This window comes from Mesorhizobium sp. M0678 (assembly GCF_040320505.1).
Taxonomy (GTDB): domain Bacteria; phylum Pseudomonadota; class Alphaproteobacteria; order Rhizobiales; family Rhizobiaceae; genus Mesorhizobium.
Genome location: NZ_JAMYPT010000046.1, coordinates 1 through 17,130 on the forward strand (window position 1 = coordinate 1; position 17,130 = coordinate 17,130).

Genomic DNA, 17,130 nt, shown 5'->3' on the forward strand with positions numbered 1-17,130 from the left:
CAGGTCGCGTTTGACCTCGGCAAGGTCGCGCCGGTCGTAGAACCATCTGAGCTCCATCAGGCAATCGTCGTCGACCTTGCGCGGCACGTAGTCGAGCGCGTTTAGGTAGTATTGCAGGCCGCCAAATTGTACGGCCAGTTCATCCCAGCCCGTGTGGAGGTCTCGCGGGTCGTGGTGGAGACCAAGGCCTGCGCATTTTAGCACGGCCTCTTTCCTGGTCCAAAGCTCAAGGAGTTTTCGCTCGCGAAGCCGGCGGGGGATTTTTTCAAAGGTCTTTGCCTCCTGGTCGTTCATAATATGGCAAGCCAACTGGTCGCAATTCGGCAAGGAGCGCCAATGCTCAATATCTACCCCAACCAAGCCCAAGGCTGAAACGGCGACGGCGGACCAATCTTGGCTATGAGACTGGCTCACGTCGACGTTGTGCGCAGGCAATCGGGGCTTACCGAAGCACGAAACAGTCACTTGGAGATCCCTCGGGGCAACATTCAAATGCGCAGCAAGGATGGTTCGAAAAGCAAACTTTGCCTGAAGATATGAAAGACGCAGATCTAAGTGACGAATTTTTTCTGCCCGTTGCCGCTCAACTGGGCTCAGCACTTCCCGCATCTGCAGCGTAGGAATCGTCAGCTGCGAATGCCGGAAGATCCAAACGTCGATTGTGCTCGTCTGCCTATTCGGATGCATGCGTCACGGCATGTGGCTCGCTCCACCACATGCCCCAGCCTGATGTGGGAGTCGTTACTGACTAGGTGGAATTTCTACACGGCCGGCGGCTGGCGATGTGTAAAGATGTATGAACCCAGTTTAACGACCGTGAAATGGCTCCATGCTTCTTCAGTGCACTGTTGCAGTATCGTTTCACAATTCATGGCCATATAATTCACATAATATTCAAAATTAGTTTAATAGGTATTTCTGCATAACGTTGAGTGACATGGAAGTTATGATAACTTACAAGAAATTAAAAACACTTCCAAAAAAATGTGTGTAGCTTTCTTCGCAACAAAAGTGTTCGGAGAAGGCAATGGACTACGTCAAACGTCCGCTATCGCATGGCCAAATGGGTCTTTGGCTGCATCATCAAAAAAGACCAACCGGTAGCGAATACAATTTGCCAGTCGATTTGCGCATAAAGGCACCGTTCGACATTGCTGCCTTGCGGCGCGCGCTCCAATCACTAATCGACCGCCATGAAATGCTGCGCACGACCTTTCACCAGGAAGGCGAGAATGTCGTTCAGCGGATTCATGAGACAGGCTCCCTGAGCTTTGGTGTCGTTCGGCTGCAGAACGCGGACGAGGAAGCTTTCCATCAATCTGTCGAGGCGGAGGCCCGCTCGCCTTTCGATCTGGAACATGGGCCGGTATTTCGCGCGCATCTGTTCATCCGTAGTGCCACGGAAGAGATTCTCCTCCTCAACTTCCATCACATCATTTCCGATGCTTACAGCATTCGCACATTCCTGCACGAATTCGGCAGGCTCTATCAAGCGTTCTGCGGCAACACGGGCATGCCGAGTCTGACGACGGCGGCTCCTTACGGGGATTTCGTAGCCTGGCAGGACCGGCTTCTTGCCGGCGACGACGGAGAACGCATGTGGGCCTACTGGCGTAGCCAATTTGTCGATCATGAGCCCAACCTAGCCCTTCCGACGGACAGATCACGAGCTGCGCTTGCCACGCACACCGGGTCAGTTTTCTCCCTGGATATTGAGATGCCGTTGGTCGCGCGCCTGGAGCGACTGGCGCACAAAGAAAAAGTAACACTCTCCACCGTTCTGCTCGCTGCCTACTACGTCCTGGTGCATCGTTACGGTGACCAGGACGACATCACTCTCTACATGCCACGCCTCGGTCGTCCGGCGGGAAATTTTTCGGGGACCTTTGGCTACTTTGTGACCTTAGGCGCTTTACGGCAGGATCTTTCCGGAAATCCAAGTTTCCTCGACCATTTGCAGAGGGTGCGCCACCTCATGCGCTCCTCGCGCAGCCACGAGCATTTTCCTCTTCCCCTCCTGCTTCAGAAGCTCAAGCTCCCCGCCACACCTGATCGCGATCCGCTCGCTCAAGCAGCTTTCAACTTCACGCCGGAAGCGGTGAGTTCTCTTGGTTTCACGCCATGCGACGTCGACCTCTCCGGCTTGCCTGCGCAAATCCGATTTTGCGAGACCGATATCTGGATCGATCTTGATTTCCGGATTCTTGCCGGAAAAGAAAGCCTCCGCCTCCACGTCGTATACAATTCAGACTTGTGGGATCGCAGCACCGTCGAGCGGCTGGCGAAGCACTATTGTTTGTTGCTTGAGGCAATTGCAGATGCTCCAGCGCGACGGATAAGTGACTATAGTTTTCTGACGCCAGAGGAAGAACACCAGCTTCTGCACGGTTTGAACGAGACAGGTGCACCCTTTCCGTCGGACATTTGCCTGCACAACCTGATCGAAGCGCAGGCCGCCAGTTACCCAAACAATATCGCTGTCAGCTGCCCGTCGGAAGCGCTCAGCTATGCCGCACTTGAGCAAAGGGCAAACAGGCTTGCTCGACATTTGGTTTCAAAGGGTGTCCGCCTTGGAGACGTGGTCGGTGTCCTCGTTGAGCGCTCGTGCGATCTCATTGTCGGGTTTCTAGCGGTCTTGAAGGCGGGGGCCGTCTATCTTCCTCTCGATTCGCGAATGCCACCCCAGCGCCTGCAGTTCATGGCGCGAGACGCTGGCGCGACTGCGGTCATCAGCAAAGCGGAGCTTAAAGAACAGATGCTCGGCAAAGCGCTGTCAGAGCCAAAAATTGAAGGTGCGATTGGATGCGCGGTGGTTCTCCTCGACAAGGACCGCACTGAAATTGCTCTGCATGAAGTCACGCCTCCGCACTGCCCCGCCGGTCCCTTCGATTTGGCCTACGTGATCTATACGTCCGGTTCCACTGGTCAGCCGAAAGGCGTGATGGTTGAACATCGCAGCGCCTGCAACATGGCGGAGGATCTAAAACGCACCTATCAACTGGGGGCGGATAACCGGGTCTTACAGTTCGCTTCCTGCGGATTCGATGCATCGCTGTTTGATTTTATGCTGGCCTTATCTTCTGGTGCTCAATTGTGCCTGGCACCTCCATCAGCATCGCTGCCCGGAGCGGAGCTTGTCGAGTTCATGCGTCGTGAGCGAATTACCGCGGCTGGTCTTACGCCGACAGCGTGGAACTCCTTGCCGTCGACTGATCTTCCTGATCTCACCGTCATCAAGTCAGGTGGGGAGCCCCTGCCGTCGAGCCTCATTGAGCGATGGGGTGAGAAGCGCCGCATCTTCAATTCCTATGGGCCCACCGAAACAACCGTCTATTGCATAAGGACCGAGGTGAAAGCCCAGGGGCAAAGGCCGCCTATTGGGCGCCCCGCCATCAATACCATGGCTTACATCCTCGATCGCTATGGCAATCCGGCACCGGTTGGCGCGATCGGTGATCTCTACATTGGGGGTGTCGGCATAGCCCGCGGTTACATCAATCGCGATGAACTCACGCGTGAGCTTTTCCGACCAAACCCGTTCGATGATGATCCGCAATCCAAGCTCTACAGAACTGGGGATCGGGCCCGGTATCGGTCAGATGGCATGATCGAGTTCTGGGGGCGGAAAGACGGACAGATCAAGATTCGCGGCATACGGGTCGAGCTTGCCGAAATCGAGCAGTGCCTGACGCAGCACGATGATGTCAAAGCTTGCTGCGTTACGCTGACAGATTGGTCCGATGAAAATGCGGGCCTGACAGCCTACGTGGTGAGGCGACGAGAGACGAGTTCGGAGGCTACAGATGAACTCCAGTCATTTCTGCGCGCCTCGCTGCCTGGCTACATGATTCCCTCACATTTTGTGTTCCTCCCGCAATTGCCAACAAATCGTAGTGGAAAGATCGATCGACGCGCTCTTCCCGAGCCGACAAACACTTCGAAATTAAGGACCGCAACTTTACCGACCGGTGAGTTGCAGACAGAACTAGCTGAGATATGGAAGGACGTGCTGAAGCTGGACTCCGTCGGCGTTGAAGACAATTTCTTCGATGTTGGCGGACATTCCCTGGCCATTGTCCAGGTTCAGGCGCGTATACACGATCGTTTGGGCATTGATTGCAAGATTCTAGAGCTGTTCGAGCATCCCACCATAAGAACGCTCGCTGCGCACTTGGCTGTAATTCCAGCCGCTCCTCGCCCCGCTCAAGACTTCAAGAAGCAAATTGGCTTGGCCGCAAGCGAAAACGAACCCAAACAGGACGGCAGTGCTGTTGCGATCATCGGGATGGCGGGCAGGTTCCCAGGGGCGGAGAACGTCGATCAACTTTGGAGCAATCTCGTCGATGGCATAGAGTCCATTGCAGATCTGAATGAACAGACGTTGCGAGAAGCTGGCGTCGATCCCGACACTTTGGGCAAGCCCAATTATGTGAGGCGCGAAGCCGTTATCAGCGGAGTTGATCTGTTTGACGCAGCGTTTTTCGGCGTCTCGCCTAAGGAAGCAGCGTGGATGGACCCGCAACAGCGGATCCTACTGGAAACAACGTATCAGGCGCTCGATCATGCAGGATACGGATCGCGCGAAACGGCAGAAGACCGTGTCGGCGTCTTTGCCGGCGTGGGGGCCAACCACTATCTCGCTGAGCGTGATGCAGGTCGCGACCTGCTGGATTCAGAGAAGTTGCGGATCCGCATTCTAAATGGCCACGATTTCACGGCGACGCGCATCGCCTATAAGCTCAACCTGACCGGCCCCTGCGTGTCAGTTCAGACGGCCTGTTCCACTTCGCTAGTTGCTGTCCACCTCGCTTGCCGGAGCCTGCGCAGCAATGAGTGCGACATGGCGTTGGCAGGCGGTGCATCGATTTCCCTGCCCCATGGAAAAGGCTATCTCCATCAACAAGGCCACGTCTTCTCTCCTGACGGCCACTGCCGTGCGTTCGATGCTAAAGCACAAGGAACGGTAAGAGGCAGTGGAACTGCGGTCGTTGTTCTCAAGCGACTGAGCGATGCCCGTAGAGACGGAGACTATATTTGGGCAGTTATAAAGGGGACGGCCATTAACAATGATGGCGCCGCCAAAGTAGGCTTCACCGCCCCCAGCGCCGACGGACAGGCTGCAGTCATTCAAGCTGCCCTCACCGATGCTGGCGTCTCCGCGGACACCATTGGTTATGTGGAGGCGCATGGTACGGGAACCTACCTTGGGGACCCCATCGAAATCTCCGGCCTGACCAAGGCCTTCCGTTCTCAAACCGCAAGGAAACAATTCTGCGCAATAGGTTCGGTGAAGACAAACATCGGCCATCTCGACACCGCGGCGGGTGTAACCGGATTGATCAAGCTCGCCACAATGCTGAACAAGGGCACCATTCCCGCCAGCCTACACTTTGATAAGCCCAACCCAACTATCGACTTTCAGGAGAGCCCGGTATTCGTAAACAACACCTGCACCGCTTGGCCCAAGAGTAGTGAGCCACGGCGCGGTGGAGTCAGCTCATTTGGCATTGGCGGCACGAATGCACACACGATCCTCGAGGAGGCTCCCTCGCGTGGTGGTGAGCAAGGCTGTCGCAGGCTGCACGTCTTTCCAGTATCGGGAGCGAGTAGGTCGGCACTGACAGAAATGCTCCGGCAACTGGCTGGCTTTATGCGCCGAAGCGACATTCAGCATAGCTCAGCGAACATCGCATACACCTTGCAAAAAGGTCGCGCCGCTCACAGATATCGCACAAGTTTTGTGGGATCCAATCTGGTGGAACTAGCCGACCAACTCGATCAGACGGCACTGCAGGCGGGCGCGTCGCGAGAGGTTTCGAGCAATGAACACCGCATCGTATTCATGTTCCCGGGCCAGGGCGGCCAGCAGGTTGGAATGTGTCGGGAGCTTTATGAAGAAGAGCCAGTATTCCGCAGTGCCATCGATGAATGCGCAGAGTGGCTTAACGAACTCGCACGCATTGATTTCCGCCCCCTGCTCTACTGCGAAGGCAAATCTGATAGCGAACTTGAGCCACAGCTGGAAGCCGTCATACAGCCCGTCATCTTCGCTACACAATATGCAATGGCGAAGCTCTTCATCTCACGGGGCATTGTCCCTGCAGCTGTGATCGGCCACAGCATCGGGGAATATGCAGCCGCTCATATTGCGGGCATCATTTCGTTACCCGATGCCATTCGACTGACACTGATAAGAGGGCAGTTAACATCCCGTGTGCCTGCTGGTGGCATTGTTGCAGTCGGTCTGTCGCCCGAAGAGCTTCAGCCATATTGGAACGAAAGCCTTTCATTGGCGGTTATAAATGGACCGCGTCAGTGCGTCGTTTCGGGCCCCGCGTCCGAGATCGCAACGTTTGATGAGCGACTGCAAGCGAGCTTTATTGAGAGCAAACGAATATGCGCAAGTCATGCCGCGCATTCATCCCTGCTGGATCCGATCCTGCCGGAGTTTAGGATTCACACAGAACAGGTCAAGTTGCAGACGCCGCAAATACCTTTCATTTCGACGGTGACGGGCGACTGGCTTGAGGCGGAACCGCCACTTGATGGCGGCTACTGGGTCCGCAATCTGCGCGAGACAGTGCAGTTCCATCGGGCTTTCGATCGGCTGGTGCAAACGCGCCACGAGTTGTTTATCGAGATGGGGCCAGGCGCAGCCCTGACCAGACATTCCAGACAGTTCAAGTCAAAGAGCGACTTACGCAGCCTCGTCGCCTTTCCCGCCTTGTCGGAAGACGATGATGGGCAAGGCGATCGCGCGAGACTGTTACAGACGCTTGGAAAGCTTTGGACCTGCGGGGTTGGCATCGACTGGTCTGGCTTGCACGGCAATCCGCCTCCGCAGCGTATCCCCCTCCCTCCCTATCCTTTTGATCGCAAGCGTTACTGGATTGACGCGGTCGCCACCAACGAGCGCAGACAAAACGCGGATTTTAATCAATCTAATACTGCGGTGATATCCGTCGATGGCCCGGCTGGGAACGAAGAAGCGCGCGGTGTGATCGTGACAGAGATGTCTAGTGACGCAGCTTTGGAAAGCCAAATTGTGGCGATTTATCGGGACATTTTAGGCTTGGATGGCGTTGCCCTGACCGACAGCTTCTTTGATCTTGGTGGCGATTCGTTGAGCGCGTTGGGTGTCATCAATCGCATAGAGCAACTCACGGGAGAGAGATTGGCTCTCTCCCTGCTATTGGAAAACCAGACACCAAGAGCGCTCGCGATAGCTCTGTCGAAGACCGGTAGCAACGCGCGTCCGTGCGCTTTGGTACCGATACAAACCGGCGGTTCTCGCGCGCCTGTGTTTTGCCCCCATCCTATTGGCGGACAAGTGCTCCTTTATCTGCCCCTTGCTAAAGCGCTAGGTCCGGAGCAGCCGCTCTTCGGCCTGCAGGCACGCGGTCTGAACGGTGAGGCAAGACCTCACCTGAGCATTCCGGTGATGGCGCGGGAATATATAGAGGCGATCAAAAGCGTACAACCACACGGCCCTTATCAGCTCGTCGGCTTATCCATGGGCGGCAGCATTGCTTGGGAAATGGCCTGCCAATTGTGCGATACTGGCGACGAGGTAACAATGCTTGGCCTGCTCGATGCGAAAGCGTTTCACAAGCATGAAGATCACACAAGCGACCAGTATCACGGCCTGCTTGGCAACAGCCCCATTCCCGAGTGGCTGAGCGAGGAAGCGGTCACATTGAGCCTCCTTTTTCCTGCGCTGAAGAAACTTTGGCGAAAACTGAAATCCATCAAACGTGAGCGTCAGGTCACCGCCTTGCTCGATTTCGGAAGGCAAGCAGGCCACTTGCCCGACATGAGCGAAACGCAGCTCCATCATCTCCTGTCAGTTGCTGAGGCAAATAGAATTGCGCTGCGTGATTATATACCTCGGCCCAACGACAGCAGGTCCGTTCTTTTTGCGGCCCAAAGCGGCTTGCGCGTATCCACCAATCAACCTAATGGCGATCTTGGTTGGAAGCAATTTGCGCGGGGCCGTCTGGAAATTCACGAGGTTCCAGGTGACCATTACACGATGGTCGCTCCTCCGCATGTGAGCGTCCTCGCGAGGAAGCTCGGTAACTATTTGAATCAAAATGACTAAGCGACAGCACCAGCTAACCCGCGTAAGTGAGACCCGATTAGTGATGCGCGGACTGCAACAGCCGCAATCGTTTGGGCAGCCACCGGTCTTGATGCTCAGCAGCCGGCCGAGCCATACCTTGTTAGGATCGAAGTTCTGCCGATGGACGCTGTGAGCACCGAAGAGAAGATCGATGAAGCGCAGCTCATAGAGCGTGCGAGCTTCCGCGTGGGTCCACGGACGGCGCGCTGGTTCGGATCTCACTTCCGGCACCAATCCATCCACTGCCGCCATCTTGTTGCCCTACGCGCGAGCCTTCGAGCCTAGAAACTCGCGGGCCAATGTATCGAGCGTATCGCGCCGCAGGTCTGCCGGCCGATCGCGACGAAGTTGCTGGTCCGAACTATTCGGTGCCATAGCCGGTCGGCTGCGGCGATCAGAGGCCACCCCTCGTCGGCAATTCCGACGATGTCGTTGCGGGCTAGCGACATTTTTTCGAGCATGGGCGCTCCGTCGAGCTCACCGGAAGCCGGAAGGGTGAGACCGTTCATCGGTTACGTCGCTTACCTTCAAGGAGATCCGCGACCGCATGCGCTGCATCCATGACATGTGTTCCCGGGCCAAACACCGCGGCGACCCCGCGATCCATCAGGAACTGGTAGTCCTGGCGCGGCACCACACCGCCGCAGACAACGATAATGTTCTCGGCGCCTTTCGCTTTCAGTGCGTCGACGAGCTGCGGCAAGAGCGTCTTGTGGCCGGCCGCGAGCGAGGACGCGCCGACGACATGAACCTCGGAAGCCAAAGCCATGTCGGCAGCCTCCTCAGGTGTCTGGAATAGCGGCCCTACGACCACTTCGAAACCAAGATCACCAAAAGCCGATGCGATCACTTTGGCGCCGCGGTCATGGCCATCCTGGCCGAGCTTGGCCACCATCAGCTTTGGACGGCTGCCGAGTAAGGCGGCGACTTCGTCGATGCGGGACGCCAGAGTCTTGTATTCCGGCTCGTCCTGAAAGGCCGAGCCGTAGACCTTCGAGATCACCTCGGGGACGGCCGCGTGATCTCCGAAATCGCTGCGCAGGGTGTCGGAAATCTCCCCCACCGTCGCGCGGGCGCGCGCGGCTTCGACGGCCGCCGCGAGAAGATTGCCCATGCCGTCAGCCGCGGTCTCGCCGAGCGCGGCAAGGGCTGCGTCGACGCGCTTAGGATCGCGCTGACGCTTCGTCCGTTCGATGCGGTGGATCTGCGCCTCGCGCACGGCCGCATTGTCGATGTCCAGGACCTCGATCCGGTCCTCGGTCTCGAGGCGGTGTTTGTTGACGCCGATGATCACTTCGTCGCCACGGTCGACGGCGGCCTGGTGCCGGGTCGCCGCGGACTCGATCAGGCGTTTTGGCAGGCCTTCGATGATGGCCTTCGTCATGCCACCCATGGCCTCGATTTCCTCGATAAGCGCCCACGCCTGCTGCGCAAGCTCGTTCGTCAGGCTCTCGACGTAATAGGAGCCTGCCAGCGGATCGACGACCTTGGTCACGCCGGTCTCGTGCTGGAGTATCAGCTGGGTGTTGCGCGCGATACGTGCCGAAAATTCCGTCGGCAGCGCGATCGCTTCGTCGAAGGAATTGGTGTGCAGCGATTGCGTGCCCCCCAGCACGGCGGCCAGCGCCTCGTAGGCCGTGCGCACGATGTTGTTGTAAGGGTCCTGCTCCTGTAGCGACACGCCGGAGGTCTGGCAGTGGGTGCGCAGCATCAGCGACGAGGCCTTCTTTGGCCGGAACTCCCCCATGATCCGCGACCAGAGGAGCCGCGCCGCCCGCAGCTTGGCGGCCTCCATGAAGAAATTCATCCCGATAGCGAAGAAGAAGGAGAGCCGTCCCGCGAAGTGGTCTACATCCAGTCCCTTCTTCAGGGCCGCGCGGACATATTCGCGCCCGTCGGCCAATGTGAAGGCGAGTTCCTGCACCAGCGTCGCGCCCGCCTCCTGCATGTGGTAGCCGGAGATGGAGATGGAGTTGAACTTCGGCATTTCCTTAGCCGTGTATTCGATGATCTCGGCGACGATTCGCATCGAGGGCTCGGGCGGGTAGATGTAGGTGTTGCGGACCATGAACTCTTTCAGGATGTCGTTTTGAATCGTTCCCGAAAGTTCGGCGCGCGAGCAGCCTTGCTCCTCGCCGGCAACGATGAAGCAGGCGAGGATCGGGATGACCGCGCCGTTCATCGTCATGGACACCGAAATGTCCTTGAGCGGGATGCCGTCAAACAGAATCTTCATGTCCTCGACAGAATCGATTGCCACCCCGGCCTTGCCGACGTCGCCGACGACACGTGGATGGTCACTGTCGTAGCCGCGATGGGTGGCGAGGTCGAACGCGACAGACACGCCCTGTTGGCCGGCCGAGAGCGCTTTGCGGTAAAAGGCGTTCGACTCCTCCGCCGTCGAGAAGCCGGCATATTGGCGGATCGTCCACGGCCGTCCGGCATACATGGTCGCGCGCGGCCCCCGGACGAAGGGTTTCAGGCCGGGTAGCGTGTCGAGATAACTGATGCCTTGAAGGTCTTTCGCCGTATACAGCGGCTTGACGTCGATACCTTCGGGGGTGCACCAGACAAGACTGTCGGGCGACGCCTTCAGTTCCCGTTCGGCAAGAGCGCGCCAGTCAGCGAGTTTTGTATCCGTCATCATTCAATTCCAGAATGGGCTCGTCGACGGCGAGGCTCGCGCCTGCCCTGGCGGCGATCCGCTTGACGGTCGCACGCCGCCCGGCGCGCAGCACGTTCTCAATCTTCATGGCCGCAACGGTGGCAAGCACCTTGCCCGGCATCCACGGGCTCGCCTTGCGAAATGGTAATCGCAGTGACCACGCCGGCGTCGGGCAAAGCAGCAGCTTCTGAGCGGGTTTGGGGCTGAGGTTAGTGTGGATATTTGATGATTAATCAGTTGGTGGTTACAACAAAACAGGCTGTGGGGCAACAGCTAGCCGCGTACGCGCAGTCAGTTGATGGAAGCCTTATCGGTCGCAGACGATGGGACCTCCAGCTCGACGCGAGTTTACCCCCACGTTCGAGGCCTCAGCCTAGCGGCAACGACGTCGCCGCACTCCAACCAATCGTTATGTGCGAGTTCAATACGTTATTCACTCTTCCGATCCCACTCGTAGTGGAGGAGTGGGCCTACGCTGTTCGCTCTTTGATACTATCCCGTCCCTTCTTCGCTGGGGCTCGGCTCGGCCACTCCCGAGCAACCCCCGTTTGCTTAACAGCTGCAAAGACTAAGGCGAGCCGCCGCTCAGACCACGGTCATAACGTCTAACCCGCCGAATAAGATAAGCTGACGCATAAGCGTATCTCGTCCGCATAACAATCGAGCTTATCCCATAGCGATCCCCGATGGTGGACAGCGGCAGATTTCGCTATGCCATGAACCAAGCTGGCAGCCGATACAGCGAAGGCGACAATCGCCAGCTTTCTCCTCAGCCGACATCGCGGTCATTGGCCTGTATGAAAAAGACATCCCACATGGAAGTTCCTCCCCCCCTCAGCAACCATGTAGCCCGGGAGAAGTGGGCAGACATTAGGGCGCAACTCGAGGCCATGAAGGCTGAAGACTGCGACTGGTACGGCGGGAAGGTGCCCGGCTACACCTACAAAATGGGCGATGACCTCGATTACGTAATCCGCGAGGCCTACCAGCTTTATTTCGGTGAGAACGCACTCGGAAGGAGCGCTTTCAAGAGTGTGACGAAACTGGAGCAGTCGATTGTCGGATTCTGCCTCCGTCTGTTCGGCCATGATGGCACCGGGGCTGGTATCTTTACTTCGGGGGGGACCGAGAGCATCTTCCTCGCGGTCAAGTCGGCACGTGAGTGGGCCAAGCGGAGCAAGCCGAGTGCGACAAAACCGAACGTAGTGATGCCGGTGTCGGCGCACGCCGCTTTCGGCAAGGCGACCTACTACATGGGGATTGAAAGCAGACGAGTTGCCCTCGGCAAAGATTATCGCGCCCACATCGAGGGGCTCCGTGCCGCAATTGATGGTAACACCATCATGATCATCGGTTCGGCGCCGGCCTACGCACATGGCAATTTTGACGACATAGAATCGCTTGGTGAGCTGGCGGGGGCCTATGAACTCTGGTTCCACGTGGATGCGTGTCTCGGCGGTTTTGTAGCTCCCTTTGTGAAACGGCTCGGATACCCCATCCCGGTCTTCGACTTTACTGTTCCGCAGCTGACAAGCCTGTCCGCGGATCTCCACAAGTACGGTTATGCGCCGAAAGGCTCGTCGGTGCTACTGTACCGGACTCCCGAGCATAAGGAATGTGCGAAGTTTACGTTCCGCGACTGGCCGCGTGGACTGTATCAGACTTACACTTTCCTGGGATCGCGACCCGCAGGTCCGCTCGCCGGGTCGTTCGCCGCCATCAATTTTCTCGGAGAGGAAGGCTATCTCGACGCCGCGCGCATCATGATGTCCACCAAGGAGAAGCTGGTTTCAGGGATTGGCGCGATCGACGGTCTCAGGGTCTACGAACCCTCCGATCTCATTATCCTGCTCTACGACTCGGTGGAACCGGCCGTTGATATTAACGCCGTTGCGGAGGAAATGAGAAAGCGGGGCTGGTTCGTGGGTGTAGTCGCGGAGCCCGTGGCGATTTCCTTTCCGATCAACCCGATACATGAAAAAAGCGTCGACGGGTACCTGGAGGACCTCCGTGCCTGCGTCGAAGTGGTCAGGACCAGCGGGAAAACGGCCGCCTATGACGAAGCCACATATACCTGACGGGCTTGGAGCAGCTGATGGTGAACGTCCTTTTTGACGCCTTGCTGGGCGACCGGCGTGAGACGGCAGCGCCGTTCCTGCGTCTGCCTGGCGGCGATGAGATCTCGTATCGCAAATTTTACGAGCGGGTTTCGCGTTACGCCAACGCACTGGTCGCGCTTGGTGTAAAGCCCGGAGACCGGGTCACAGTTCAGGTCGAAAAGTCACCGGATGCGCTCGCACTGTACTTCGCTACAATAGGTTTGGGCGCGATCTACTCCCCATTGAATACCGACTATACCGCAGGGGAGCTGGAGTACTTCGTTCAGGATGCGGAGCCGTCGCTAGTGGTCTGTGTGCCGGCATCGGAACACAATATGGGTATTATAGCGAATAGGGTCGGTGCTGCTGTCGCCACATTGGGCGCTGAGGGATCCGGCAGCTTGCGGAAAGCTGCTAAGAGACAGCCCGGTACCTTTGTTTCTGCTCCCAGAGGCGAAGAGGACATTGCCGCACTTCTTTATACCTCCGGCACTACGGGGCGTTCGAAGGGCGCAATGCTATCGCACGGCAATCTACTTTCAAATGCGGCAACGCTCAAGAAGGCCTGGGCCTTTACCGAAGATGACGTGCTGCTCCACGCGCTGCCTATATTCCATGCCCACGGATTGTTCGTCGCCAGCAACACGGTCGCGCTCGCCGGCGGGTCGATTATTTTCCATCCGCGGTTCGTCGCGGATGATGTCATCCGGGACCTCTCGGCGGCGACCTCCTTCATGGGCATCCCGACGTTCTACACCAGGTTGTTGGCCGACCGCCGTCTGACCCGGGAACTGGTGGCCGATATGCGTCTGTTCGTGTCAGGCAGCGCGCCCCTGCTTGCAGAAACTCACTTCGAGTTTCAGCGCCGAACGGGCCATCGGATTCTCGAGCGGTATGGAATGACCGAGACGACTATGATCACGTCGAACCCGTACGACGACGTCCGGAAGGCCGGAACGGTCGGACGTCCGCTGCCTGGCATTTCAGTCCGCCTCTGTGACGCCGAGACGGGCAAAGAGGTCCCGCCGGGCGAGATCGGAGTCTTGGAAGTAGCCGGCCCCAATGTATTCAAGGGGTACTGGAGAATGCCGGAGAAAACCGCGAGCGAGTTTCGCGCTGATGGGTACTTCATGACCGGTGACTTGGCCAGGATCGATGCGGATGGATACATCACCCTCGTCGGCCGCGCTAAGGACCTCATCATCTCCGGTGGCTATAACGTGTATCCGAAGGAAATCGAACTGCTGGTCGACGAATTGGATGGTGTCGTAGAATCCGCGGTCATAGGCGTCCCGCACACCGACTTCGGCGAGGCTGTAGTCGCGGTCGTGGTCGTCGACCCGAACAAAATAACGGCAGCCGATTCATTGATGCCGCTCCTCAATGGGAAAGTCGCGAAGTACAAGCAGCCGAAGCGCTACTTCATCGAGGATAGGCTCCCAAGAAACGCTTTGGGGAAAGTTCAAAAGACGCTGCTGAGGGAAAAATACCGCCGGTGTTTTATTTAGGCGGCTATACCCGGGCCACCGTCGGGCGTGGCTGGGCAGGTAGATCAAGGGCAGGGCCGTTTTCTATGCGGCCGCCGTGCAGGAAAGAGCCGGCCCGCCAATGGCGAATCCGCGTTCGATGCAGCGCAACGGCTCGGGTCTTGCCAGGATCATCTCGTCCTGCACCACCAATAGGCGATTTCACCTGGCCCCGAAAACCGGTTGGTTTCGTTGACGTAAGAAGCCGTTGCCGGAGCGGCAATGGTCAGGCTATTCGGCAGGGGCTAGACTTCGGGCAATCCGCGCAGGGAGCCACCTAAAATGTATCGCGCACCGGTCGATGAGATCGCCTTCACGCTCAAGCAGGTCGCCGGTATGAAGCCCGCGCTCGATGCAGGATGTACGGCAATCTCTCCGAGGACGTGGTCGACGCGATCCTCTCCCGGGACGGACGCTTCGCGACCGAGGAGGTGGCGCCGCTCTACCGCGCCGGCGACGGGCACGGTGCCGGGCTCAAGGATGCCGCCGTCCCCACGCCTCCCGGTTGCAGGGAACTGTACCGGCGCTGGGCCGAAGGCGGCTGGAATGCGCTTTCTGCGCCGGTCGAGCATGGCGGGCAGGGCCTTCCCCTGATCCTCGGAATGGCTGTGCTGGAGATGTGGAATTCCGGCGCGATAGCTTTCGGCATAGGCCCGATGCTCACCATGGGCCCGGTCGAGGCGCTCGAGACGCACGGCAGCGCCGGGCTGAAGGCGACCTATCTGCCGAAGCTGGTGTCCGGCGAATGGATGGGGACGATGAACCTCACCGAGCCGCAGGCCGGCTCCGATCTCAACGCGTTGAAGTCGCGCGCCGAACCGGCCGGCGACGGCAGCTATCGCATTTTCGGCACCAAGCTTTTCATCACCTACGGCGAACACGATTTCACCGACAACATCGTGCATCTGGTGCTCGCGCGCCTGCCTGACGCGCCGCCGGGAATAAGGCGCGGCCTGTCGCTGTCCCTGGTTCCGAATTGATGGTCTAGGCAGACGGTAGCCTAGGCGCCCGCAACGAGGTCTTCTGCGGCGGTATCGAGCACAAGCTCGGTATCCACGGGTCGCCGACCTGCACAATGATCTAAGGCGACGGATTCGTGAAGGATTGCGAGCCCGGCGCCGTCGGATGGCTGATCGGAGAGCCGAACCGCAGGCTTGCTGCCATGTTCACTATGATGAATAACGCCCGGCTCGCCGTCGGCATCCAGGGCGTGGCGATCGCCGAAGCAGCGATACAGAAGGCTCTCGCCTATGCCCGCGAGCGCCGGCAGGGCAGGGCGACCGGGTATGTCGGCGCGGGCATGGCGCCGATCGTCCACCATCCCGACGTCAAGCGCAATCTGCTCACCATGACCGCGCTCACGCGAGTGGCTCCGTCTGCTATTCGCTCGCGCATGCGATGGACATGGCGCGCTTCAGCGGAGGTGATGCGGGCCGTCATTGGCAGGAACGCGCCCACCTGCTCACCCCAATCGCCAAGGCATTCTCAACGAATACCGGTGTGGCCGTCAGTTCTATCGGCGCGCAGATACACGGCGGCATGGGCTTCATCGAGGAAACGGGTGCTGCGAGCCTCTATCGCCATGCCCGCATTGCGCCGATATACGAGGGCACCAACGGCATCCAGGCGATAGATCTCGTCACCCGCAAACTGCCGCAGGCCGACGGCCAGCATGTGCTGGGTTACATCGCCGCTGGGCGAGACGGCCCAAAACCATTCGCGCTTCCAGGCGCGAAGGCTTCGGCCGTTGCGCCGAGGCGATCGACCGGGCGATCGACCGGGCGATCGCCGATCTGCTTCAATCGACCAAAGTCTTGCAGAAGGCGGTCAGGGCCGACGACGTGGACCTGGCTCTCGCCGCCGGCGCGACGCCCTATCTTACCTCGCCAAGGCAGCTTTTGCCGAGGCGGCTGAGCGCGCCGCGCTCGCCCGCTTCTATGGCGACAATCTGCTGGGCGAGACCGCCGGCCTCAAGGCAGCGGTGGTCGGCGGCAGCGGGAGCCTGCTCGGGGCTGGTGCTGCATTGGTCGCCTGAAAACAGAGGGGAAACATTGAGCGAGCCTGCCATCGTCGAGCGTGCGGTGCCGTCCAGTCGATCCGCATGAAGAACGCACTACCGCGGCAATGTAGGCCGCCAGGAACAGGGCACTCGGGGAGCAGGCGACGCGGTCCCGGCATCCGGGCGCACGTCGTCCTGGGCGTGCCGGGCGCCTACTCCTCAGGCAATGACATCGCCGATTTCTGGGAAACGCCCGGGGCGGCGCGCTGGGGAGGAATTCGTCGGTTTGCTGGTGGCCCAGGCGACAATGGAGAAGCCGATCGTATCGGGCATCGACGGCATTGCGGTCGGCATCGGCACGACGCTCAACCTGCACTGCGACCGGACCTTCGCGACGCGCCGCACACCATTCGTCGACCTCAGCCTGGTGGCTGACGCCGGGACGCAAAAGCCGCTCCCCTGGCTCATGCGGCGGACGAATTCGAGGGTGATCACGAGTGACCCTCTTGGCCCGGCCCACGGCAGCGCCGGCCCTGGCACCCACGAACAGCTCAATGATGCCCCGATTTCTCCTGCAGGAGAAATGGCGATCTCAATGCTCCAATCTTCTCGACGCATAAGGAAGCGTTGACGCGAATAATTCGGGCGACCTATCCAAATCGCCCGACTTGCGGCTTGGATATAGCAACGATTTGCCGGCGCGTCGATCTGCCTGGGTA

The 17,130-nt window shown here is 58.7% G+C and carries 5 protein-coding genes and 3 pseudogenes; 5 read left to right on the forward strand and 3 right to left on the reverse strand.

Annotation, left to right across the window (positions count from 1 at the left end; translation table 11 throughout):
• Positions 1-165 precede the first annotated feature (165 nt).
• A pseudogene (locus NKI29_RS32375) lies at positions 166-687 on the reverse strand (4'-phosphopantetheinyl transferase family protein); the annotation flags it as partial.
• A gap of 340 nt (positions 688-1,027) precedes the next feature.
• On the opposite strand from NKI29_RS32375, the gene NKI29_RS32380 reads away from it, so the two are divergent.
• Positions 1,028-8,101, forward strand: a complete 7,074-nt coding sequence (locus NKI29_RS32380) for a non-ribosomal peptide synthetase/type I polyketide synthase (protein WP_352798566.1) — start codon at positions 1,028-1,030, stop codon at positions 8,099-8,101.
• A gap of 526 nt (positions 8,102-8,627) precedes the next feature.
• On the opposite strand, the gene scpA is transcribed toward NKI29_RS32380, so the two are convergent.
• Entirely contained in the window at positions 8,628-10,766 is a 2,139-nt protein-coding gene (gene scpA / locus NKI29_RS32390; RefSeq protein WP_352798571.1) for a methylmalonyl-CoA mutase, read from the reverse strand.
• A pseudogene (locus NKI29_RS32395) lies at positions 10,744-10,974 on the reverse strand (acyl-CoA carboxylase biotin carboxyl carrier protein subunit); the annotation flags it as partial. The gene scpA and the pseudogene NKI29_RS32395, both read right to left, overlap by 23 nt.
• A gap of 703 nt (positions 10,975-11,677) precedes the next feature.
• Here NKI29_RS32395 and NKI29_RS32400 point away from each other — a divergent pair.
• The 4 genes and pseudogenes from NKI29_RS32400 to NKI29_RS32415 all read left to right on the forward strand — a co-directional run bounded on the left by NKI29_RS32400 (position 11,678) and on the right by NKI29_RS32415 (position 17,042).
• A complete protein-coding gene (locus NKI29_RS32400; RefSeq protein ID WP_352798567.1) occupies positions 11,678-12,865 on the forward strand; it encodes a pyridoxal phosphate-dependent decarboxylase family protein in 1,188 nt (395 codons plus the stop codon).
• Positions 12,866-12,882: 17 nt separating this feature from the next.
• The gene (locus NKI29_RS32405) at positions 12,883-14,394 is read left to right on the forward strand and encodes a malonate--CoA ligase (protein WP_352798568.1); all 1,512 of its coding nucleotides are present in this window, start codon (positions 12,883-12,885) and stop codon (positions 14,392-14,394) included.
• Between the two features lie 300 nt (positions 14,395-14,694).
• Positions 14,695-16,447 (forward strand): annotated as a pseudogene (locus NKI29_RS32410) (acyl-CoA dehydrogenase family protein).
• A 250-nt stretch (positions 16,448-16,697) separates the two neighbouring features.
• The gene (locus NKI29_RS32415) at positions 16,698-17,042 is read left to right on the forward strand and encodes a Clp protease/crotonase-like domain-containing protein (RefSeq protein WP_352798569.1); all 345 of its coding nucleotides are present in this window, start codon (positions 16,698-16,700) and stop codon (positions 17,040-17,042) included.
• Positions 17,043-17,130: the final 88 nt, after the last annotated feature.

Bases quoted from the DNA above. Each gene is read 5' to 3' on its own strand.
- NKI29_RS32400 (WP_352798567.1), top strand. From the start codon at position 11,678: ATGAAGGCTGAAGACTGCGACTGGTACGGCGGGAAGGTGCCCGGCTAC.
- NKI29_RS32405 (WP_352798568.1), top strand. From the start codon at position 12,883: ATGGTGAACGTCCTTTTTGACGCCTTGCTGGGCGACCGGCGTGAGACG.
- scpA (WP_352798571.1), bottom strand. From the start codon at position 10,766: ATGACGGATACAAAACTCGCTGACTGGCGCGCTCTTGCCGAACGGGAA.
- NKI29_RS32380 (WP_352798566.1), top strand. From the start codon at position 1,028: ATGGACTACGTCAAACGTCCGCTATCGCATGGCCAAATGGGTCTTTGG.